The sequence below is a fragment of the Streptomyces sp. NBC_00005 genome, assembly GCF_045160215.1.
Classification (GTDB): domain Bacteria; phylum Actinomycetota; class Actinomycetes; order Streptomycetales; family Streptomycetaceae; genus Streptomyces.
In genome coordinates, this window is record NZ_CP108316.1 from 1,533,552 (window position 1) to 1,555,592 (window position 22,041).

21 protein-coding genes are annotated in these 22,041 nt (G+C 69.8%); 10 read left to right on the forward strand and 11 right to left on the reverse strand.

Annotated elements, in window-relative coordinates:
- Positions 1–13: 13 nt before the first annotated feature.
- From OG303_RS07500 to OG303_RS07510, 3 genes are all read right to left on the reverse strand, one after another.
- A complete protein-coding gene (locus OG303_RS07500; protein ID WP_405866030.1) occupies positions 14–937 on the reverse strand; it encodes an RNA polymerase sigma-70 factor in 924 nt (307 codons plus the stop codon).
- 157 nt (positions 938–1,094) lie between these two features.
- Positions 1,095–1,568, reverse strand: coding sequence for a carboxymuconolactone decarboxylase family protein (locus OG303_RS07505; protein ID WP_405866032.1), 474 nt, complete (start codon positions 1,566–1,568; stop codon positions 1,095–1,097).
- Positions 1,569–1,665: 97 nt separating this feature from the next.
- Positions 1,666–4,326 carry a discoidin domain-containing protein gene (locus OG303_RS07510; RefSeq protein ID WP_405866034.1) on the reverse strand — a complete coding sequence of 887 codons (2,661 nt, stop codon included), beginning with the start codon at positions 4,324–4,326 and terminating at the stop codon, positions 1,666–1,668.
- A gap of 168 nt (positions 4,327–4,494) precedes the next feature.
- On the opposite strand from OG303_RS07510, the gene OG303_RS07515 reads away from it, so the two are divergent.
- Positions 4,495–5,541, forward strand: coding sequence for a LacI family DNA-binding transcriptional regulator (locus OG303_RS07515; protein WP_405866036.1), 1,047 nt, complete (start codon positions 4,495–4,497; stop codon positions 5,539–5,541).
- 1 nt (position 5,542) lies between these two features.
- Here OG303_RS07515 and OG303_RS07520 read toward each other — a convergent pair whose 3' ends face one another.
- Positions 5,543–6,835, reverse strand: coding sequence for an alpha-L-fucosidase (locus tag OG303_RS07520; protein ID WP_405866038.1), 1,293 nt, complete (start codon positions 6,833–6,835; stop codon positions 5,543–5,545).
- A gap of 432 nt (positions 6,836–7,267) precedes the next feature.
- Here OG303_RS07520 and OG303_RS07525 point away from each other — a divergent pair, with 432 nt between their 5' ends.
- The 6 genes from OG303_RS07525 to OG303_RS07550 all read left to right on the forward strand — a co-directional run bounded on the left by OG303_RS07525 (position 7,268) and on the right by OG303_RS07550 (position 14,422).
- Complete coding sequence (locus OG303_RS07525) at positions 7,268–8,701, forward strand: ABC transporter substrate-binding protein (protein WP_405866040.1); 1,434 nt, start codon at positions 7,268–7,270, stop codon at positions 8,699–8,701.
- Positions 8,702–8,729: 28 nt separating this feature from the next.
- Positions 8,730–9,806 carry an ABC transporter permease gene (locus OG303_RS07530; RefSeq protein ID WP_405866042.1) on the forward strand — a complete coding sequence of 359 codons (1,077 nt, stop codon included), beginning with the start codon at positions 8,730–8,732 and terminating at the stop codon, positions 9,804–9,806.
- Entirely contained in the window at positions 9,803–10,795 is a 993-nt protein-coding gene (locus tag OG303_RS07535; RefSeq protein WP_405866044.1) for an ABC transporter permease, read from the forward strand. Before OG303_RS07530 ends, OG303_RS07535 begins: the two co-directional genes overlap by 4 nt.
- A complete protein-coding gene (locus OG303_RS07540; protein WP_405866046.1) occupies positions 10,792–11,814 on the forward strand; it encodes an ABC transporter ATP-binding protein in 1,023 nt (340 codons plus the stop codon). Before OG303_RS07535 ends, OG303_RS07540 begins: the two co-directional genes overlap by 4 nt.
- Before the next feature lie 62 nt (positions 11,815–11,876).
- Positions 11,877–12,965, forward strand: coding sequence for an ABC transporter ATP-binding protein (locus OG303_RS07545; RefSeq protein ID WP_405866048.1), 1,089 nt, complete (start codon positions 11,877–11,879; stop codon positions 12,963–12,965).
- Positions 12,962–14,422, forward strand: coding sequence for a glycoside hydrolase family 3 N-terminal domain-containing protein (locus OG303_RS07550; RefSeq protein WP_405866050.1), 1,461 nt, complete (start codon positions 12,962–12,964; stop codon positions 14,420–14,422). Before OG303_RS07545 ends, OG303_RS07550 begins: the two co-directional genes overlap by 4 nt.
- 12 nt (positions 14,423–14,434) lie before the next feature.
- Here the strand turns inward: OG303_RS07550 and OG303_RS07555 are convergent, their stop codons facing one another.
- From OG303_RS07555 to OG303_RS07565, 3 genes are all read right to left on the reverse strand, one after another.
- A complete protein-coding gene (locus OG303_RS07555; protein WP_405866052.1) occupies positions 14,435–14,962 on the reverse strand; it encodes a cupin in 528 nt (175 codons plus the stop codon).
- 5 nt (positions 14,963–14,967) lie between these two features.
- On the reverse strand, positions 14,968–15,249 hold the full coding sequence (locus OG303_RS07560) for a cupin domain-containing protein (RefSeq protein ID WP_405866054.1): 282 nt from the start codon (positions 15,247–15,249) through the stop codon (positions 14,968–14,970).
- A 126-nt stretch (positions 15,250–15,375) separates the two neighbouring features.
- Complete coding sequence (locus OG303_RS07565; RefSeq protein WP_405866056.1) at positions 15,376–16,740, reverse strand: MarR family transcriptional regulator; 1,365 nt, start codon at positions 16,738–16,740, stop codon at positions 15,376–15,378.
- Between the two features lie 385 nt (positions 16,741–17,125).
- Here OG303_RS07565 and OG303_RS07570 point away from each other — a divergent pair, with 385 nt between their 5' ends.
- A complete protein-coding gene (locus OG303_RS07570; protein WP_405866058.1) occupies positions 17,126–17,944 on the forward strand; it encodes an SAM-dependent methyltransferase in 819 nt (272 codons plus the stop codon).
- A gap of 152 nt (positions 17,945–18,096) precedes the next feature.
- On the opposite strand, the gene OG303_RS07575 is transcribed toward OG303_RS07570, so the two are convergent.
- Positions 18,097–18,924, reverse strand: coding sequence for a recombinase family protein (locus OG303_RS07575; protein ID WP_405866060.1), 828 nt, complete (start codon positions 18,922–18,924; stop codon positions 18,097–18,099).
- Between OG303_RS07575 and OG303_RS07580 the strand changes: the two genes are divergently transcribed.
- Complete coding sequence (locus OG303_RS07580) at positions 18,917–19,318, forward strand: recombinase family protein (RefSeq protein WP_405866062.1); 402 nt, start codon at positions 18,917–18,919, stop codon at positions 19,316–19,318. The two genes, OG303_RS07575 and OG303_RS07580, sit on opposite strands and share 8 nt — an antisense overlap.
- Positions 19,319–19,406: 88 nt before the next feature.
- On the opposite strand, the gene OG303_RS07585 is transcribed toward OG303_RS07580, so the two are convergent.
- The 3 genes from OG303_RS07585 to OG303_RS07595 all read right to left on the reverse strand — a co-directional run bounded on the left by OG303_RS07585 (position 19,407) and on the right by OG303_RS07595 (position 20,922).
- A complete protein-coding gene (locus OG303_RS07585; RefSeq protein WP_405866064.1) occupies positions 19,407–20,276 on the reverse strand; it encodes a PhzF family phenazine biosynthesis protein in 870 nt (289 codons plus the stop codon).
- Positions 20,277–20,385: 109 nt separating this feature from the next.
- Positions 20,386–20,697 carry an EthD family reductase gene (locus OG303_RS07590; protein WP_043666123.1) on the reverse strand — a complete coding sequence of 104 codons (312 nt, stop codon included), beginning with the start codon at positions 20,695–20,697 and terminating at the stop codon, positions 20,386–20,388.
- A 78-nt stretch (positions 20,698–20,775) separates the two neighbouring features.
- A complete protein-coding gene (locus OG303_RS07595) occupies positions 20,776–20,922 on the reverse strand; it encodes a hypothetical protein (protein WP_405866067.1) in 147 nt (48 codons plus the stop codon).
- Positions 20,923–21,128: 206 nt separating this feature from the next.
- On the opposite strand from OG303_RS07595, the gene OG303_RS07600 reads away from it, so the two are divergent.
- Entirely contained in the window at positions 21,129–22,031 is a 903-nt protein-coding gene (locus OG303_RS07600; protein WP_405866069.1) for a LysR substrate-binding domain-containing protein, read from the forward strand.
- Positions 22,032–22,041 lie beyond the last annotated feature (10 nt).

Below are 22,041 nucleotides of genomic sequence, written 5' to 3' on the forward strand. Positions count from 1 at the left end.
GGGTCGGTCGAGGTCAGTTCTTCTGCCGGCGCGTCTGTTTCACCTCGCGGTCGACGGCCCAGGCGTCGCCGACCGGTCCGAGGTGGCCGAGCTTGTCGGGATTGATCACCGCGCGGACGGTCTGGATCTGCCCGTCGAGTACGTCGAGGACCACGGTCTGCAGGATCCTGCCGTCCCGGTCGCGGAAGATCGCGCCCGGCTGGCCGTTGACCTCGTGCGGCTCGAAGGTCACGTCGATCCGGATCAGCCAGGGGTAGACCGTGCCCAGCAGTCGGGCCACGTTCTCCGCGCCCATGACGGTCCTGGCCAGCTGCGGGGCCTTGCCGCCGCTGTCTCCGACCAACTGCGCGTCGGCGGCCAGCAGGTTCCGCAGTCCGCCCACATCGCCGTCCTTCAGGGCGTCGAAGAAGCGGGTCGCCAGTTCCTGCCGCTCCTGACGGTCGGCCGCGAAGCGCGGCCGACCGGCCTCCATGTGCCGCCGCGCCCGCACCAGCAGCTGCCGGCACGCCGACTCGGATCGTCCGACCGCCGCGGCGACCTCGTCGAACCCGAAGCCGAAGACCTCCCGCAGCACGAACACCGCCCGCTCGAGCGGGCTGAGCCGCTCCAGCAGCAGGAGCGCCGCCATGGACACCGAGTCGGCCAGTTCCACCGACCGCGCCGGATCCTGATACGGATCGCTCAGCAGCGGTTCGGGGAACCACGGCCCGGCGTACTCCTCCCGCCGTACCCGCGCGGAACGCAGCACGTCGATCGAGATCCGTGTCACCGTGGCCGACAGAAAGGCCTTGGTCGAGGTGGGGCGGGTCCCTGAGCCGTCGAAGCGCAGCCACGTCTCCTGCACCGCGTCCTCCGCCTCGCTCACGCTGCCCAGAATCCGGTAGGCGAGCGAGAACAGCAGCGGCCGCAGCTCCTCGAAGTCCTCGACCTTGCTCACGCCGGCTCCTCTCCCCCTGACAGGCTCCGACCTGACCGTACGGGTCGGCGCAGGCGTCTGCCGGTGATCATCCGGACCATCGGCAGGCCAGGGTAACGCCGTCGAGCCCGGGGTCCGGGGCCCGCCGCCGGACCCCGGGGCCGGTTGCCGATGCCGTTCAGTGGAACTGCCCGGGCTTGTAGTCGCCGGCCGGCTGCCGGGTGATGATGTTCAGCCGGTTCACCGAGTTCATGAAGGACACGAGGATCACCAGGGCGGTGAGCTGCTCGTCGTCGTAGTGCTTGGCGGCGTACTCCCACACCTCGTCGCTGACCCCACCCCCCGCGTCCGCGACCCGGGTGCCCTCTTCCGCCAGTTCCAGCGCGGCGCGCTCGGCCTCGGTGAAGACCGTGGCCTCCCGCCACGCGGCGACCAGGTTCATCCGTACCGAAGACTCGCCGGCAGCGGCGGCGTCCTTGGTGTGCATGTCGATGCAGACGGCGCAGCCGTTGATCTGGCTCACGCGCAACGCCACCAGCTCCTGCGTCGCGGCCGGCAGGGGCGACTCCTTGACCGCCTTGCCGATCGTCATGAAATTCTTGATGACCTTGCCGGCGATCGGGGTGGCGAAGAAGTTCAGTCGCGCGTCCATGGTGTGCTCCTCCGTGGTTTTCGGTGGCTACACACCCTGAGACGAGACAGCCCGACCCCCTGTGACATGGCCGTATGTGACCTGCGTCTCCGCGCTGTCACTCGCGGATCGTCAGCCAGTCCAGGGCCGCGACCCGAGAACCTCCCTTCGCGACGAGATAGAGGGAGTGGATGCCGGTCGGCCGGCGGGACAGGGTGACCGACTCCTCCCGCCAGGTGTCGGCGGAGCCGGTCGTGCGCACGGGAAGGGTCGCCGCCACCAGGCCGTCCGGGGCGTCGACCCGGAGCTGGAGCGCGCAGCCCGTGGTACAGGTGGAGGCGAGGCGGACGGTGAGCCGGTCGCCGCTCACGCTCGCCCGCCGGAAGCCGATCCGGTCACCGGAGCCCAGCACGCCGGTCGCGCTCGCGCCGCGCTCGACCCCGCGCACGGATGTCGCCTGCTCGGCCTGGAGCGTGGCGGAGGCGTCGGGGCCCTCGCCGTACAGGCGCAGGTCGTTGACCACCCAGGGGACAGGGCCGCTCGCAGTCAGGGTGATGCGGACGTAGCGGGCCGTCCGGGTCGGGAAGGCCGCGTCCTGGGTGAAGGAGCGGCCGGAGACCTGAGCAAGGGGACTGGTCCAGTGCGTGCCGTCGCGGCTGACGGACACCGAGAAGCCGTACGGCTGTCCGCTGGTGTCGCGTCCGGCGTCGAGGGAGAGCCGGTCGAAGGTCTTCGTCTCGCCCAGGTCGACGGTCAGTGATTGGCCGGGGGCCTGCGCGGCTGCAGCCGTCCAGCGGGTGTTGATGTCTCCGTCGACGGCGGCGGACGCGTCCGTGCCGTCGCTCGCGGTCGCGGTCCAGGCGCCGTGCCGGACTCGCTGCTGGCAGCCAGGGAGGCTGCAGCCGGTGGACCAGATCGGTGCGCCGTATTCGTACGCGCCGATGTCGGGAGCCGTCCCTCGTACGTCTGTGGTGATTCCGTCGATCGTCTCGCCCGCGTCGATGGCGGGTGAGCCGGCGGTGAGCCACAGTTCGCCGTTGACGGCGTCGGCGTAGCCGGGCGTGCTGTCGATGAGGTTGGAACGGACGACGGGCAGTGGATCGCCTGTCTGGCTCGCGCTGATCGGCATCGGTCCGACGATGTTGCTGAGGTACGAGCCGGAGGCATCGGTCGCGCCGCTCAGCAGCACCGAGTTGCCGTTGATGCCCACGCCATAGCTGGAGTTGTGATCCTGGTTGGCGATGCTCGGGCCGGTGTGGCCGTTGAAGAAGGTGCCTCGGGTGCCGGTGTTCCAGGCGACGTTGTGGTGCAGCAGGAAGTGCCCGGAGTAGTTGTCGACGTAGAAGCCGACCTGGCCGTCGGCGTCGTGCGAGGTGTTGTGGTCGATGGAGGTCCCGGTGCCGTCCAGGCTGCAGCAGACGTAGAAGGGTGAGCCGTCGCGGGAGGTGCGCATGGCCTCGGACAGGTCGTTGTAGGCGATCCGGTTGCCGTGGAACTCGGTGCCGTTGAGCTGCCAGGCCGTGTCGATGGAGGCGCGTCCCGTGCGGCGGATCGTGTTGTGCGTGACCGTGTGGTCGTTGCCGTTGATCTCGATGCCGGGGGTGTAGCTGCCCATCCAGCCGACGTCGTGGATGTAGTTGTCGGTGACCGTGTTGCCGGTGCCTCGCACCAGGACGCCGTCGCCTGCGGACTGTGAAATCTCGCTGTTCTCAAGGGTGTTGCCCGTGCCGAGAATCTGCACGCCGGAGTCGAGGATGCGCGAGGCGACGATGTGCCCCTCGGACGGCGGGATCGCGAGGTCGCCGTCCGGTGGCATGGGGAGGGTCGAGAACTCGGAGATGTACGTGGCGTGCAGTGTGTCGACCACAACTCCCGTACTGGCCTTGCCCGTTCGCAGGGAGGTCCCCCACAGGTCGAGGCCGCGCACCGTGACGTAGGAGCTGTTGGTGAGGTCCATGCCCCACAGGCGGTGCTTGGCGGTCACCTTGTGCCCTGCGATACCGCCCTTCGGCGCGACCATGTAGAGGCGGTGGGCGGCCTTGTCGTAGTACCACTCCCCCGGCTGGTCGAGGGCGGCCTTCGCGCCCACGAGGTAGTAGTTGCGGTAGTTCTGGTTGCCCATGCACAGGGGCGGGCAGCGGTAGTTGCCGCCCGTGAAGTCCAGCTTGCCCGGTGAGGTGGCGGTGACCGTGCCGGTCTGCTGGGCCCAGGGGTTGGAGCCCGCCCACAGGTGTACGGTCGCGCCGGTCCAATCGGCGTCCGGCAGGTCGGTGTCGTCGATGTGCTGGTCGGTGGAGGTGGCGTCGGCCTCGGCCCAGGTGGTGTTCAGCGGATCGGAACCGGAGTTGGGCCAACGGCCCTCCGCCGCACGGTCGTTGTCCAGGAACACCGCGTTGAAGTCGGGGTCGAGCGGCAGGTCCGTGTCGGCGGCGACCAGTCCGCCGCCGGCGTTCTTCCAACCGGTCACCGGCTCGGTTCCGTCGACGGTCACCGGGCCGTCGCCGTACGCGGCGATCGTGACCGGGGCATCCTTGGTGCCGGAGGGCGGGGTGACCTGCTCGCGGTAAGTGCCGCGGTGGATCAGGCAGGTGTCACCGGGGTGGACGCGGGAGAGGCAGCCACCGATGGTGCGCAGGGGGTTCGCCGGCGAGCCGACTGCGTGATCACTGCCCGAGGGGGCGACGTGATAGGTGCGGCCTACGCCCGCTGCCTGTGCCTGGACCGGGAAGGCCAACAGCGCTGCCACGGCGGCCAGTACGGACAGATGTCTCGGTCTCATGCGCCGTCTCCAGTTCTCGTCGGGGGTGCCACCAGACAGGCGGCGCGCCAACTCCCGCCCGGACGCCGGTCCTTCATCGAGAACCACCTGCCACCTCTACGCTGGAGAGTTGGATTGCGATAGTTTTCGCAATCTGCGGCCGCTCCGGAAACGTAGGAGATTCATCCGATGACGTCAACGGTCCGGACAGGGTCCGGTGAAGCGAGGCGGCGAACTCTTGCCGAAATCGCAGACGAGGCAGGTGTCTCGGTCTCCACCATCTCCAAGGTGCTGCACAACAGGTCCGATGTATCGGCCGAGACCAGAGCCAAGGTGCAGCGCCTGCTGGAGAAGCACGGCTATCTCGCGCGCCGGCGGCCCGCGGCCACCGCGGCTCCGCCCGGCGGGCTGATCGATCTCGTCATCAACGAACTGGACAGTCCCTGGGCGGTGGAGTTGATCCGGGGCGCGGAGGACGTGCTGCACGAGGCGGGCATGGGGCTGGTCGTCTCGGCGACGCACGGCCGGCAGAAGCGGGCGCGTCAGTGGCTCGACTCACTGGCCACGCGCCCCACGCGCGGCGCGATCCTCGTCGTACCCGAACTCACCCCCGAGCAGCAGGCGGACCTCGCCGGTCTCGGCATCCCGTACGCCCTCGTCGCACCGATCGAGGAACCCGCGCCCGGCATTGTCTGGGTGGGAGCGACCAACTGGCCCGGCGGGCTTGCCGCGACCCGCCATCTCATCGAGCTCGGGCATCGGCGCATCGCCGTCATCAGCGGCCCGGAGCGCCGGTTGACCTCACGCGCCCGCGTGGACGGTTACCGTTCGGCGCTCGCGGAGGCCGGGCTGCCCTTCGATCCGGAGCTGGTCCGCTACGGCGACTTCACCCACCCTCTCGCGTATCAACACGCCCTGGATCTACTGGCGTTGGCCGACCGCCCCACGGCGATCTTCGCGGGCAGCGACCATCAGGCGCTGGGCACCTATCGTGCGGCGGCCGAGCGGGGGCTGCGCATCCCCGACGACGTCAGCGTGGTCGGCTTCGACGACCTGCCGTTCGCGGACTGGGTGACGCCCCGTCTGACGACCATGCGCACCCCCATCGCCGACATGACCGCGCTCGCCGCCCGGATGGTGCTGCGGCTGCTGTCGGGGCAGGAGCCGGAGACGACGCGGGTGGAGGTGGCCACGGAGCTGGTGGTGCGGGAGAGCAGCGGGCCGCCGGCGCGGTGACCTACTGCTCCGTCAGGAACAGCTCCACGACCGGCACGAGCACGTCGGGGCGGGTGACCGGGAGTGTCAGCGTCAGGGTGTCGGCGGCCTGCGGCAGCGGGGCGAGGTGGGCGTGCGGTTGCGGGGTGTCGTCGAGCACGCTGAGCGCGACTTCGCTGCCGTCGCCCAGCAGTTGGGCGTATTCCACCCGGCCGGCGAGTCCGGGCAGATGGACGTGCTTGAACGGCCAGGAGAAGAGGTGCAGGTAGAGGCGGTTGCCTCGGAGGGTGTAGACGCCGTGGGCGGGCGGCGCGAACGGAGCGGGACCGGCACCGTGGACGGCACGGGCGTGCAACCGCATCCAGTCCGCGACGGAGTGGAGGATCGCACGGGCCCGGGGCTCAATGTTCCCGCGGCCGTCGGGACCGACGTTGAGGATCATGTTGCCGTTGTTCGACACGGACTGGACGAGCATGCGCACCACGTCGCCGGGGTCCTTGAACTCCAGGTTGTCCCGGTGGTATCCCCACGAGCCGTTGAGGGTCTGGCACGCCTCCCACATCACCTCGACGCCGTTCTCGGTCAGCGGGCGGTCCGGCTGGTACTGCTCGGGGGTCACGTAGTCGCCGGGGATGCCGAGGCGGTTGTTGACCACGATGCCGGGCTGGAGGGTACGGGTCATCTCCAGGAGTCGCGGTGAGTCCCAGTCCTCGGGCCCCTTGCCCGGCATGCCGCCGCGCTGCCAGGGAAACGTGAAGTCGTAGAACATCAGGTCGACCTGGCCGTACGAGGTGAGCAGCTCCCTGACCTGGGTGTGCAGGTAGGTGCGGTATCTGCCCATGTCGCGGCCGGAGTTGAGGGCCGCCACGTCCGGTGCGTTGCGCAGCGGGTGGACGCCGTCGATCACGTAGTCGGGATGGTGCCAGTCGAGGAGCGAGTGGTAGAAGCCGACCTTGAGCCCTTCGGCACGGGCCGCGGCGACGAACTCGGCGACGAGGTCCCGGCCGCAGACCCTGGCCGAGGTGTAGTCCGTGACGGCCGAGTCCCAGAGGCAGAAGCCGTCGTGGTGCTTGGTGGTCAGTACGGCGTAACGCATGCCGGCCGCGCGTGCCGTGCGGGCGATGTCGGCGGCGTCGAACAGGTCGGGGTCGAAGTGGTCGACGTATCGCTGGTACTCGGCGTCCCCGATCTCCTCGTAGCTGCGCACCCATTCGTGCCGTGCGGCCATGCTGTAGACGCCGAAGTGGACGAAGAGGCCGAACCTCGCCTGGCGCATCCAGCCGGTCGCCGAGGGTGTGTCACGCGTCTGCGTCAATTCACTGCCTCCGATTTTCCCTGATTGCTTCCGGTTCGGCTGAGAGTCATTCTTGCCCTCCTATGCCACTCAAGGAAACACGTCTCCGACATACGAACCTGGTTCCTTTGTTTTTTGGAACCTGGATCGTATGTCGGCGATTTCCCTTTCTTCCTTGACAGTCGGAGTTCTCCGTTCGCACAATGCGGCATCCGAGACAGGAGGTCGACCGTGCGGCTCAGATGGTCCGTCAGAACCGGTCCCGCAGCGCTCGCCGTGGTGATGAGTCTGGCACTCACCGCCTGCCAGGACAGCGGTTCCACGAGTTCGGGCAGCGGCTCACTGATGATTAACTATGCTTCCGGAAAAACCGTGCTGCAGCGCAACTTCAATCCGCTGACCAGCACCGGGGACGCTTCTCCGGGAACCAGGATCTATATGTATCAGTCGCTGATGGGGGTGAATGTCCTCAAGGGCGGCGCATTCGAACCGTGGCTCGCCTCCGCGCAGAAACTGTCGTCGGACGGCCGCACGCTGACCGTGGATGTCGACAAGAAAGCCACCTGGAGCGACGGGAAACCGGTCACCGCCAAGGACGTGGTCTTCACCTTCCAACTGGTGAAGAAGACACCCGCGCTCAACTCGTCCGGGGTGTCGTTTCAATCGGTGGCCGCGCAGGGCGAGAAGACGGTCGTCTTCCATTTCGACAAACCCGCCTTCACCCAGGTCGCGTCGATTCTCCAGCAGTACATCGTTCCGGAGAAGTACTGGACGGGAAAGAACCCGGTCACCTTCACCAACCCGGATCCCGTGGCCAGCGGCCCGTACACGCTGAAGCGGTTCGATCCGCAGCAGATCTCGCTGGCCCTGCGCGGCGACTACTGGCGCAGCAGGATCCAGGTCAAGCAGATCCGGCTGCCGGTGGTGAACTCCGCCACCGAGATCTCCCAACTGACCAGCGGCCAGGAGGATGTGAGCGGGGGCGCCATACCCAACCTGGAGAAGCAGTACGTCGACAAGGACCCGGCGAAGAACGGCTACTTCTATCCGACGTACGGAGCTCTGATCCTGGTCTTCAACCACGACAAGGGCGCACTGAAGGACGTCCATGTCCGTAAGGCGGTCGAGCTGGCGATCGACCGCAAGCAGCTCATCCAGCTGGTCACCCAGCTCGGCGCCGACCCGATCAGCCAGACCGGCCTGGACGCCGCGACGCAGGGCAAGTGGCTCGACCCGGCGTACAAGGAGGCCGTCCAGACCGATCTCGCGGGCGCCAAGTCCCAGCTGCAGCAGGCCGGTTACACGCTGAGCGGCGGCAAGGCAGTGAAGGACGGCAAGCAGCTCACGCTCAACTACATCGAGGTCGCCGACTTCGCGGACTCCGTGCAGCGGGCCCGGATCATCGCCGACCAGCTCGGCAAGATCGGCGTCAAGGTGAACGTGCAACCACTGGCCAGCGGCACCTACACCGACACCCGCGAGAAGGGCGACTTCGACCTCGCCGCGTACGGACTCGCGTACGGCGCCGTGCCGTGGCAGATCTACAACCCGCTGCTGAACAGCGAGTTCGCCGGCACACCGAACGGCGGCAAGGCGCAGACCAACAACTACCTGCGCTGGCGCGACAAGAGCACCGACGGCCTGCTCAACCAGCTCGCGAACACCGGCGACGAGCAGACGCAGATCGAACTCACCCGCAAGCTGGAGAAGATCATCGTCGACCAGGTGCCGTACGTGACACTGTCGAACATCACCGCCGGCTGCGCGTGGAGCTCCCGCAACTGGACCGGATTCCCCAGCAAGAACAACCCGTACGACATCTGCGCGCCGTGGAACGGCGGACCGGCGTTCGAGAACGTGCTCGCGCACCTGAAGCCGGTGAAGTAGCCGTGACGCCACCGAAGGAGTCCGTCCGATGACGGCGACGACGCTTCCGGTCGGCGGGACGGGGCCGTCGGCGGCTGCGGCGGACGGCTCCGCACGCCGGCGCCGTCGCGGCGGCCGGGCCCGGGTCCTCCTGCGCCGCCTCGGCTTCTACCTCGCGACCGCAGCCGTGGCCATCACGCTGAACTTCGTCATCCCCCGGCTCATGCCGGGGGATCCGGCCTCCGTCATCCTCAACAAGCTGGCCCAGCGCTCACAGGTCACCCCGGCGACCGAGAAGTCCATCCGGGCGTTGTTCGGCGTCCCCGACCAGAACTTGTGGCAGCAGTATCTGCACTACCTCTCGCAGATCGCCCACCTCGACTTCGGCATCTCCACCGCGTACTTCCCGCAGCCCGTCAGCGAGATGATCTCGCAGGGCCTGCCGTGGACGCTGGGTCTGGTGAGCCTGACCACCGTCCTGGCATTCCTGCTCGGCACCGTACTCGGCATCATCTCCGGTGCCCGGCCCGGCAGTCGCCTGGACAGCGTGCTGGCGCCGCTGGCGACCTTCCTCGGCTCGATGCCGTACTTCTGGGTCGCCACCATGCTTCTTCTGCTGCTGTCGGTGAGCCTGCCGGTCTTTCCCTCGCAGAACGGCTACGACCTGAATCTCGAGCCGGGGTTCGGCTTCACGTTCGTCAGCAGCGTGATCGCGCACGGCTTCCTGCCCGCCCTGACCATCGTCGTCTCCTCGGTCGGCGGCTGGCTGCTCGGGATGCGCAACATGATGATCACGACCGTGGCCGAGGACTACGTCACCCTCGCCGAGGCCAAGGGGCTCGGCCGGTGGCGGATCCTGCTCGCGTACGCCGCCCGCAACGCCATGCTGCCGCAGGTGGCGGGCCTGGCCATCTCGATCGGCACGGTCGTCGGCGGCTCACTGCTCGCCGAGGCGGTCTTCGCGTATCCCGGCATCGGCTACCTCTTCTACCAGGCGGTCGTGAACCTCGACTATCCGCTGATGCAGGCCCTGTTCCTGATCATCTCGCTGTCCGTGCTCGTGGCGAACTTCATCGCCGACTCCGTCTACGTCCTGCTCGACCCGCGCACCAGGGAGGACGCATGACGCTCGCGGTCCCGCCGACCGCCCCGCTCGCCCCCGTGGCCGGCCGGCTGACCTGGCGCAGCGCGCTGCGCCGGCTGATCCCCGCCAACCGCAAGGCCCGCGTGGGGCTCGCGATCATCGCCGGGTACGTCCTCGTGGCCGCCGTCGGCCCGTGGATCGTGCAGTCGCCGATGGCCTTGTCCCCCACGGCCCTGACCGGGGCGGTCCTCCAACCCCCCTCGGGCGCCCACCCGTTGGGCACCACCCAGGACGGCACGGACGTCCTCGCCCAGCTCGTCGTGGGCACCCGGACGTCCCTGCTCGTGGGCGCGCTCGCGGCCGTCGTCTCCACCACGCTGTCGGTGGCCGTCGGACTGATCGGGGGCTACTACGGCGGCACGATCGACTCGGTGCTCGGCGCCCTCACCAACGTCTTCCTCGTCCTGCCGGGGCTGCCGCTGGTCATCATCCTCGCCGGGTATCTGCGGGGCCGGGGCGGGCCGTTCGCGGTGGCGCTGGTCATCGGGCTCACCGGCTGGGCCTGGGGAGCCCGTTCCAAGCGCGTGCAGACCCTGTCGCTGCGCAACCGGGACTTCGTCCTGGGCGCCCGGCTGCTCGGTGAGAGCAATCTGCGGATCATGCTCGTGGAGGTGCTGCCCAACCTGCTGCCGGTGATCTCGGCGACGCTGATGCTCTCGCTCGTCACATCCATCCTCGCCGTATCCGGCCTGGACTTCCTGGGCATCGGCGACATCAACACCGTCAGCTGGGGCACCATGCTCTACTTCGCCCAGCAGCGGCAGGCGATGGTCTCCGGCGCGTGGTGGTGGTTCGTGCCGCCCGGGGTCGCCATCACCGTGCTGGGCGCGGCCGCCGGGCTCGTCAACTTCGGCATCGACGAACTGACCAACCCACGGCTGCGCGGCGCCCGCCGCAAGAGCGTGCGGAAGTCCATGGGCAAGCCCGGACACAAGTCCGTGCCCAAGTCCGTGCGGAAGGAGGCGCGATGACCGCGGACAGCGCGGGAGACCTGCTGCTGGACGTGCGGGACCTGAGTGTCGACTACGGCTCGGAGGCCGAACCCCTGCCGGCCGTGTCCCAGGTGTCCCTGCGTCTGCGTCGCGGCGAGATCCTCGGCATCGCAGGGGAGAGCGGCAGCGGCAAGACCACCCTCGTGAACGCGTTGCTACGACTGCTGCGCCCGCCCGCCGTCGTCCTGTCCGGCAGCGCGACGCTCCACCCGCGCGCGGGCGGCACCGTCGACCTGCTGCACGCCGACGCACGCGAGCTGCGCAGGACGCGGTGGGAGCACACGGCCGTCGTCTTCCAGAGCGCCATGAACGCCCTCAATCCGGTGGCGAGGCTGAGCGCACAGTTCACCGACGTCCTGCGCGCCCATCGTCGTATGCCCAAGTCCGAGGCCCGCGAGCGCGCCGCGCACATGCTGGAACTCGTCGGTATCCCCGCCGGCCGGCTGGACGGCTACGCACACGAGCTCTCCGGCGGGATGCGCCAGCGGGCCACCATCGCGCTCGCCCTGGTCTGCGAGCCGGATCTGCTGGTGATGGACGAGCCGACGACGGCCGTCGACGTGGTGATGCAGCGCCAGATCCTGCGCCAAGTGATCCGGTTGCAGCGAGAGTTGGGCTTCTCCGTCGTCTTCATCACGCACGACCTGTCCCTGCTCCTTGAGATCGCCGACCGGATCGCCGTGATGTACGGCGGGCGGATCGTGGAGAGCGGACCGGCCGGGGACCTGTACCGGGACCCGAAACACCCGTACACCCGCGGACTGCGCGACTCGTTCCCGCCGCTGCGCGGGCCGATGCGCCGGCTGAACGGTATCCCGGGCAACCCGCCCGACCTGCGCGGCCTTCCGCCGGGCTGCCCCTTCCAACCGCGCTGCCCCCATGCGACGTCGGAGTGCGGGACGGCGGTTCCCGCGCTCACCGAGCACGGCCCGGAGCGCGTGGTGGCCTGCGTCCACGCCGACGACCTGCCCACGCTGATCACCGGAGGGCGAGGATGACCGACGAGGTGGGTGTGCCGGACGAAGTGAGTGTGACCAACAGGGTAGGTGTGACCGACAAGTTGAGTGCGACTGACGAGCCCGCCCCCGTGCTCGAAGCGGTGGACGTCACCGTCCACTACCCGGTGCACCGCGCACGCGGTGAGACCGTGCACGCACTGGAGAGCGCCTCACTGTGCCTGCGTCCGGGCCGCACCGTGGCCCTCGTCGGTGAGAGCGGCAGCGGCAAGTCCACCTTCGCGCGCACCCTCGCTCTCGCCCAGCAACCCACCAGCGGCAGCGTCCTGCTGTACGGGAAGCCGGCCTCGGCGCGCGGCCGGCGGGCCCGCCGCGCCTACGCCCGCCGGGTCCAGATGGTGCTCCAGGACCCGTTCGGTTCCCTCAACCCCCTGCACCGCGTGCGCTATCTGCTCGAACGGCCGCTGCGGCTGCACGGTTCCGTCACGGACGCCGACGCATTGGAGCGGCGCCTACGAGCCCTGCTGGAACGCGTGCGGCTCACCCCGCCCGAGCGTTTCCTCGACGCCTTCCCCCACGAGCTCTCCGGCGGCCAGCGGCAGCGCGTCGCCATCGCCCGCGCACTCGCCGTCGAACCCGAAGTCCTGCTCGGCGACGAGCTGGTGAGCATGCTGGACGTCTCCATCCGGCTGGAGATCCTCAACCTCCTGGCCGCTCTGCGGGACGAGGGGCACCTGGCCATGCTCTACATCACCCACGACATCGCCGGCGCCCGCTACTTCGCCGACGAGATCGCGGTGATGTACGCCGGGGAGATCGTCGAGTACGGCACGGCGGAGGACGTCACGCAGGCCCCGGCCCATCCGTACACCCGCCTGCTGCTGGACTCGACACCGGATCCCGACCGGATGGAGTTCCTGGCCGGACGTGCCGGCCGCGACGACGGCACGGCGACGGCGGCCGCCGAGGGCGACTACGGGGAGCCCCCGGACCTGGTCCACCCCCCGTCCGGCTGCCGCTTCCACCCGCGCTGCCCCCTGGCACGCGCCGCGTGCAGCACCGAGCAGCCGCCGCGCGTCGAGGTGACCGAACGGCACTGGGCCCGCTGCGTGTTGCTGATGGAGCCGGGTGACGACGCGTCCAACGAGGCCGCGACAAGCGGCGATACGACCACTGCGGAGATGACCCCGTGACCACGCTCCCCGGTGATCTCGTCGAGGCCGCGAACCGCTGTCTCGTCCTCGGTTTCGACGGAACGACACTCCCCGGCCAGCTCAAACAGCTGGCCGACACCGGACTCGGCGGCGTCATCCTGCACACCCGCAACGTCGCCGGCCGAGCCCAACTGCGGGAGCTCACCGACGAGTTGCGCTCGCTGCGCCCGGGCCTGCTGGTCACCGTCGACCAGGAGGGCGGCGGCATCAGCCATCTGGCCCGGGCCGGGGCGCCGGAGACTCCGGGGGCGTGGGCGCTCGGCGTCGCCGACGACATCGCGCTGACCTCCGCCGTCGCGGACTCGCTCGCCCGGCACCTGGCCGACTGTGGAGTGGCCGTGAGTTTCGCCCCGGTGGCCGACGTGCACCGAGTCCCGGTCAACCCCATCGTGCGCACTCGCGCGTTCGGCGCCGATCCCGGCCACGCGGCCCGGCACGTCACCGCCTGGGTCGAGGCCACGTTGGCCGCCGGCGTCGCTCCGTGCGTGAAGCACTTCCCGGGCCATGGCTCGACCGCCGTGGACAGTCACCTGGGCATGGCCGTCGACGCGCGAGACGAGCAAGTCCTGCGTGAGATCGACCTGTTGCCCTTCCGGGCCGCCGTCGCGGCAGGCGTCCCGCTCGTCATGACGGCGCACGTCGTCTACCCGGCACTCGATGCCGCCGCCCCCGCCACCCTCAGCCGCCGTGTCGTCACCGACATCCTGCGCGTCGAACTCGGTTTCCAGGGCGTCGTCGTGACCGATGCCCTGGAGATGAAGGCGATCGCCGACGGGGTGGGCGAGGCGGCCGGCGCCGTCGCCGCCATCGCCGCGGGAGCGGACCAGCTGATCATCGCCCGCCCGGACCCGGAGCTGTGGCTGCGCTGCCGGGACGCGCTCCTCGACGCGATGGCATGCGGCATGCTCGACCCGGCCCGGGTCGTGGACGCGGCCCGCCGGGTCGATGCCCTGGCCGAGCGGTTCGCGCAGCCGCCGAGCACTGACCGCGGGGCCGGTCCCGCGCTCGGGGACGTGGGGCTGCTCGCCGCTCGTCGGGCCATCCTGTGGAAGGGGCTGCCCGGCCCGATCCTCGATCCCTTCGTCGTGGACCTCCACCGTCGCCCCAAACCCGCGCTGGAATGGGCCCGTTCGGACCTGGTGACCCTGGTGCGCGAGGTCATGCCGGGTGCCGACGGCGTGACGGCCGTCGAAGGCCCCGTGGACGTGGCCGGCATCCTGCGGCGCGCCCAGGGGCGACCGCTGCTGATCGCCACCGAGGACGCCGAGCTTCACCCATGGCAGGCGGCGACCCGCACCGCCCTGCTCACCGGCCGCCCCGACGCGCTTCTCGTCGCCACCGGTGTGCCGGACGCGGAGACGGAGGCGGCGGACGGGTTGTGCGCGTACGGGCGGGGGCCGGCGAATCTCAGGGCGGTCGTCGAGGCGCTGCTCTGATCACGGCACCGGCTACTCCTGGCCGGACCGGAGGACGTAGAGGCCCGGCAGGTTGACCACCACGGCCTCCTGTGTGCTGCGGGCGATCACGACGACGGCCTCTTCGTCGGGGTCGGGGTTCTCCTCGCGGTGCGGCACGAAGGGCGGGACGAAGATGTAGTCGCCTGGCCCGGTCCGCAACCGCACCTCCTCGGGTTCCGCCCCGCTCTTGGCGGGATCGGCGGTATCAGCGGTATCGGCGAGGAAGACGAACTCGGGGTGGCCGCTGACGATGTAGATGGCGGTCTCGGAGTCGCCGTGGTGGTGGTCGGCCGAGGCGGTCGCGGGGGCGACCGTGGTCTGCCCCATCCACATCCGCTCCGAGCCGACCCTGGCACCGCTGATCGCGGCGAAGCGGCGCATGCCGTCGGTCTGCGCCGTGTCGGCGTCCAGATCGTCGGCGCGGACGTGGTGCACCCGTGTGCGCGCCTCGGGCAGCGGGCGGCTCGGACCGTCGGGCAGGTCCGGGTGGAAGCCGTCACGGGAAGGCTGTGAGGTCATCGGGATCATCCCTGCCTGAGCTCGACTTCGACAAAGCGGAACTCGTAGTCGTTCGTGTTCACGAGGTTGTGCGCGACACCGGCGGACCGTGCGTAGGAAGCGCCCGCGTGCATCTCCACCTCGTGTTCCCCGTCCGAGTCCTCCACACGAACCGTTCCGGTGATCAAGGGAACCACCACGTAGTCGTGTGCGTGAACGTGATGCCCCGTCTCGGCCCCCGGGGCGAAGCACCACTCCGTGACGACGACTCGATCCGTGTCGATCTGAACGGTCGGCTTCGCTTTCACGCGTCACCACCTCCATATTCCATGGAGGAAGGCTAGGGCGGCGCCCGAAAGGCCCACGCGCTCCATCTCGTACGACAGCCGTCCGCCACTTGTCCGAAGCAGAGCTTGCGAACCGGGCGGAGTCCGTCACACGGTCGCGACGGGCTGTCCGTCCACGGAGCCCGTCAGTGCCGCGGCGATCGCCAGGCGGTACAGCCCTGTCGGCCGCCCCTTGCGATGGGTCTGGGCGAGGCCCTCGGAGGTGACCAGGCCGTGCGCGTGGAGTTTGCGGACCAGGCGCCGGCCGCTGGGGTCGGTGATGGCCATCGCGTCGGCGAGTTCGCTCGGGGTGACCGTCCGCCCGGCCAGATCGTGCTCGATCGCGGCCAGTCTTGACAACGTTGCCGGACTGAGCCCGACGGTCCGCGCGAGTGCCCGTACGCGGTCGCCCTGATCGGGGCGGGGCGGGGCGGGGGGCTGCCCTCCGGCCCGTCCTCCCGCCTGTTCGGACGGCTCCCCTCCCGGCCCCATCGGCCCGATGACGAGCCCGCTGTCCTCCATCAGGTAGCCGCACGGCCGGTGCTCCGACTCCGCGCGTACGGCGGCCCGTTCGGCCAGCACCACCGCGCTGCGGGCCGAGGGTCCCACTCCGAAGCCGGCGGACACCCGTACGCCCAGCGCCTCCTGGGCCTGGTCCAGCACGGGAACGACCAGCCAGTTGCGGCTGAGGCGCTCGAACAGCGTCCGGCCCCCGAGGACCAGCACGCCGCGCCGCCCGCGGTTCTCGATCCAGGCGTCGGTGAGTTCGGGCGTGGCCCGCAGCAGGTGCAGCAGGTCCTTGCGGCTGCGCTCCAGGTCACCGGGGCGGCCGTGCCTGCCCACGCAGAACACGCCCGCGGCGAACCCGGCGGCGCCCGCCCGCTCGGACCGGACGCGCAGCACCAGCTCGTGCAGTTCCGCGCGGATGCTGGACGGCGTGGGCGAGCCGTTCAGCACCCGCACAGCGCCCCGCAACTGCCGTAGCACCGCGGTGCGCGCGGTGATGACGTAGCCGTCGCCCTCGCCCACGGACCGCTGGTGGAAGGCGCAGATCTCGTCGACGCTCTGGTCGTCGGCGTACGGGAGGCAGGTGACACGGGTGCGGTCGAGGTGCGCCGCCTCCGTCACCTCGGAGACCACCTCGTGGTCGAAGGTGTCGATGCTGACCGGAACCGCCTGCCAGCCGCGGGCCTGCGCCTGGGACAGTGCCAGCGCGAGGTCGAGGGCGGAGCTGCGGGTGACCGCGACGGGCAGGTTCCGGGAGAGGACGTCGCGGCAGGCGCGGTACGGCACGGCACCCACCAGCAGTCCGTCCAGGGCATGCCCGTCGACGAGGCTGCGAACACGAGGCCTGATCTCCTGCTCGTGCCCGTAGGTGACCCACTTCAGCGAGATTCCGGACAGCGGCTCGACCGCCTCCTCGAAGACCCCGCGGCGGCTTGCGTGAACGACCAGTCCGATGGACAGAGTCACGACGGCCGCCTACTCCACGCCCCTGACGGCGAGTTCGGGATCGTAGGTCACCAACACCCCCACAACCAGCCCCACCGCGACGAACAGGGTCAGCGGGACACGGCGGATCGTGCGCATACGGGACTCCTGTCCGACGCGGCAACTTGTAGTTCTCCGGCTCGCACGTTGATGATAGAAGTCACCAATTCATGAGAGCAATATGAATCGTTGAGCCAGAACTGATCCGTTGCCGACCGGTGTCCCCTACCCGGCGTGCGGCGCCATGGAGCTGTCAAGATCGGGGAATTGGTGGCCTGAACCGACACCGCCCGCTACGTTGTCGCTTGCCCATAGGCGTGAGGGGTCGGCGGACCAGGTGCCGCCGGTCCAGGACGAGGAGCGTGTCATGTCCGAGGAACCGGCCGACCGTGAGGCCGTGTTGGCACGGCTGGATCTCAACACCCCGCATTCGGCGCGGGTGTGGAACTACTGGCTGGGCGGCAAGGACAACTACGCCCCCGACCGCGCCCTGGGCGAGCAGGTCCTGACGTACTTCCCGGAGATCGTCGACGCCGCCCGGGCCGACCGGGCCTTCCTGGGCCGGGCGGTGCAGCACCTGGTCGGCGAGGTGGGCATCCGCCAGTTCCTCGACCTGGGGACCGGCCTGCCCACCGCGGACAACACGCACGAGGTCGCCCAGGGGCTGGCCCCCGAGGCGCGGATCGTCTACGTGGACAACGACCCCTTGGTCCTCGTCCACGCCCAGGCCCTGCTCACCAGCAGTCCCGAGGGCGTCACGGACTATCTGGACGGGGACGTCCACCACCCCGACAAGATCGTCGAAGGCGCCACCCGCACGCTGGACTTCACCGAGCCCGTGGCTCTCATGCTGCTGGGCATCATGCAGTTCGTGAACGACGACGAGCAGGCGTACGCGATCGTCGACCGGCTCGTCGCCGCCCTGCCCTCCGGCAGTTATCTGGCACTCGCCCACCCCACCGCCGAGGTCCACACCGAGGCTATGACGGCGGCGGTCGCGAGCTGGAACGAGCAGGGCTCCGCACCGATGAAGCTGCGCAGCCGCGAGCAGTTGCTGCACTTCTTCGACGGTCTGGATCTGCTGGAGCCGGGCGTGGTGTCCTGCTCCCGCTGGCACGCGCAGCAGCCGGAGGTCGGCGAGATCGTCGACGTGACGCAGTTCTGCGGAGTGGCACGGAAGCCCTGAGAAAGCACCGAGCGCCTGTGTCACCCACCCCGACGGGGATGTGACACAGGCTCGGACGCGGGCCGGTGCAGGCCCCGAGGCCAGTCGTTGGAGGCCCCGAAGTCCTAGTCCAGACACCAGGGAACAAGTAACCCGCCGGTAGCTTTGGCGGCTCAGGCATTCGCGGCCGTGGCGACTTGTTCATCATGTTCGCGCAGCATGCGCAGGACGGTGGCGGGCGAGGGGTGCTGACCCTTCTTCGCGCCCTTGGAGATGACGAGCCGGGCCGCGATGTCGCGCAGGCTCAACTCCTCGTCACGTAGGCGCAGGGCGGTGAACAGCATGTCGTCGTCGGTGACGCCCGCGCCGCCAATGGTCTTGCCGCGCTTGCGGGCGGACTCGTGGCCTTCGAGGGTGCGGTCCCGGATGTACTCGCCTTCCATGCCGGACATCGCAGCGAGCACGGTGAAGACGATCCCGGAGGGGTCGTGTGAGCCCTTGAGCTCCCCAGTGAGGAACTCCAGGCCGACATCGCTCGCCTTCAGCTCCTCGGCGAGCATGGCCAGTTCGATGCCGCGGCCGAGCCGCTTGTGCTCGTGCACGACGAGCGTGACGGCAACGCCGGAGGCCCGGATCTCCCCGGCGAGCTTCACGGCGGCGTCCAGCTCGGGGCGCATGGTGGCGCGGGTGGAGATCTTCTCCGAGAAGACCCGGGTGACCCCGGCCTCGGCGAGCGAGTCCAGCTGCGCGTCCAGGGACTGCCGGGCCGTCGAGGCGCGTGCGTAGCCGAGGCGGACGTGCCCGACTGGGGTGATGCCGGCGCTTACGGGCCGGGGCAGTTCGGTCCAGGCCGAGCCGGGCTTGCGCACCGCGGGGGTCTGCACGCTGAGCACCTTGGCGAGTTGGGGCACGAGGCGGAAGCGGGCGGTGTGGTACTGGATCGCCACCTTGGCCTTGCCGGTCCGGCACGGGGAGCCCGCGGGGGCGGCGCAGGTGGACATCGGGCAGTCGTGCGATTCCACGCGCTTGAAGTCGTGTCGGCATGCACTCCTCGCCATCGTCGAAGACGACCTGCACGCCAACGGCCGCCACTTCCGCACCCTCGACGGCATCGTGCTCGACACCAGCGACGACATGTGCGGCGAACTGATCTTCACCATGTTCGCCGCCATCGCCAAGTTCCAACGTCAGCAGATCGTCAAAGGCACCCGCGAAGGCCTCGACGCCGCCCGCGCCCGAGGCCGCGTCGGCGGCCGTCCTCGCGCCCTGACCTCCGAACAGATCACCGACGCCCGCATCCTGCTCGGCACCGGACAAACCCGAACCGCCGTCGCCGCCAAGCTGCGCGTCTCTCGATGGACACTCAGCCGCGCCCTCGACACCGCGTCCCGCTGACGCCCGCCACCGGGTGCCAACGCTTGACCGCAGCGGACAGCCCCGGCCCCATGCGCGGATCGCAGCAGAGGACGGTCTGGTCGTCGCCTCAGTGTCCGTCGCGGACCACCGCTAACCCGCCGACCCGGGTCGTGATGCCCGCCGGCCCGCGTCGGGCCGAAGCGAGCACGCTGGCCGGTCGACCGAGGGTGTCGCCCTGCTCCACCTCGATCGCGACCGTCTGCGCCCCTGTCGTGTCGAGCAGGTGGGCGGCCAGGCAGCCGGTGCTGTTGGCGTTGGCGACGTCCTCGTCGACACCGATCGCCGGCGCGAACATCCGCGCCGCACCCGGTCGGTCGCCCACCGGCGGTACGTACACGAAACAGCCGAGGAGCCCGTACCGCTGGCACGCCGCTGTCAGCCTGCCGAGGTGTGGGTGGACTCGGAGCAGCGCCGACCGGTCGTGGACCGGTACCAGCATGCGCGGTGCGCCGGGCGCGGCGATCCGTGGCGCGTCGGTCGGATGCGGATCGTCCGCGGTGAGCCCGAGCGCGGCGACGATCGCGGCGCGCTCGTCCGGTGCCGGGTTACGCAGCGCGACGAGGCCCTGGTCGAACCACACCTCGATGCCGGCGGGGCGGCGGATCGCGACGGTGTCGAACGTGCGCCCGCCAGTGTGTTGGCGGTCGTTCAGCTCGCCCAGCGCGGTGCGGGTCAACCGGACGGCCTGCGCGGCAACGGTGCCGTGGCCGCAGCCGGACAGTTCGGCGGTGGCGGTGAAGAACCGGACCGGCCAGCCACCGTCCGGCGTCCGCCCCGGGCCGAGGAACGCCGCGTGCGAGGTGCCGGCCGCAGCAGCGACCGCACGCCGGTCCGCGTCCGTCGCCGCCGGGTCGTCGTCGGTGACGGACGTGGGGCTACCGCCCCGGCCGTCGCGCCGCACGCACGCATCAACCACCGTGACATCCGGCCAGGACATCGGCCCACCTTTGACGCTCAACGAACCGGCAACCGCGAACGGCGTCCGCCGATAGCCGGACCTGGCCGCAACGGCCGACCGAACGCGTCCCGGAGCGTACCGGCCTGCCTCAGCCGGTGCCGTCCTGCACCGGATAGTGGATGACGACCGCACCGCCGGTGGCGTAGTTGGCGACATCAGCGGCCACCCGCCGGCCTTGCGGCGACGCCCGCGCCGCGGCCATGGCGGCGGCGTCAGCGAAGTCGCCTTCGAAGACCGCGAAATACGGCGCTTCTCCCTTGGTCGCCGCCACGTCGAAGCTGTAGCGCCACGCAAGCAGGCCGGGCCAATTCATGACCAGTGGAAGGTGGTTGGTCACGTAGTAGTCGCGGAAGTGGTCAGGGTCGGCGGGCTTGGAATACAGGACCACCAACTTATGCATGACGACCTCCGTCCAGAGACGGGACCGTAACACTCCGGGTGACCTGGGAGCTCCTGCCAAGAACTGCCGCCGACCTCGCTAGGTGCGGAGCATCGGGATCCGGGTGAGGACGGAGGTGGTTTCGAGGAGCGCGTGGGAGTCGGTGGCCAGCCACAGCGGGAGGTCGCCGACGAAGGCTACGACATCGGGGAGGGCCCGGGTGGGTCGGGTCGCGCCAGAATCCATAGTCGAGCACACCGGGCTCGGTGGCCGCGGCCTTCGCGAGAGCCGTGAGGGCGGACTCGAAATCGGCGGTGTGCGTGAGTGCGATGTCCAGTACTGCGGTCGGTTGAATCGTCATATGCGCAGGTTAGGGCTTGATGTGCGGTCGAGGGAAAGACCGGTACGGGATAGGCTCAGAACGGATCGTTATCAATCGGCAGGGAGGGCACGTGGCGCCGGATACGGTGAGCCTGTGCTACTTCCTGGTGCTGGCGCAGGAGTTGAACTTCACCCGCGCGGCCGCACGGATCGGTATCGCACAGCCCGCACTCAGCGCCCGGATGCGCCGATTGGAGGCGGAACTCGGTACGGCCCTGCTGGTCCGCAACACGCGTAGCGTCGTATTGACCACGGCCGGTGCGGCTTTGGCGGAGTCCGCGCCGCCCGCGCTGGCGGCGCTGGACCGGGCATGGGACACCGCCCGGAGCGCGGCGGCCGGTGAACTGGGCACGCTGCGCATCGGATACAGCCTCAGCGCCGGGGCCGAGACGGCACCGGCCCTGGTGGACAGGCTGATTCGCGGCAACAGCGGACTCGAGGTCGGCGCGGTCCCGATGGCGACACCGGAGATCTCCCCCGCGGTCGCCGACGGCCGCATCGATGCCGGGATCACCCGCGGTGAACAGCCGGGCCGTGGCGTGCGCCGGTTCCTGCTGCGGCGTGAGCGCATCGGGGTCCAGCTGGCTCAGCACCATCCGCTGGCCGAACACCCGGAGATCGAGATCGCCGACGCGGCCGCGTATCCGCTGCGACTCCCGGACCGTGCGGCCAACCCAGTGATCCACGATCAGCTGTCCGCACTGTTCCGAGACACCCGACCACACCCCCGATTCCACACGCCCGCAGTCTCTTTCGACATGTCTCAGCGTGACCTGCGCGACGGGGTCACCCTCGCCCCGGCCGGAGAAGCCGCGGTCACGGCATCACCGGCCGGTCTCACCTGGCGACCGCTGCGGGGCGCGCCCAGCCTGACGATCCACCTGGTCCTCCCACGCGAGCTGTCGCCACTACACCGCCGCATCCGTGCCGTCGCCAAAACCCTGGCGCACGAGTTGCACTGGCTGCCGGACTGACGCGCAAGAG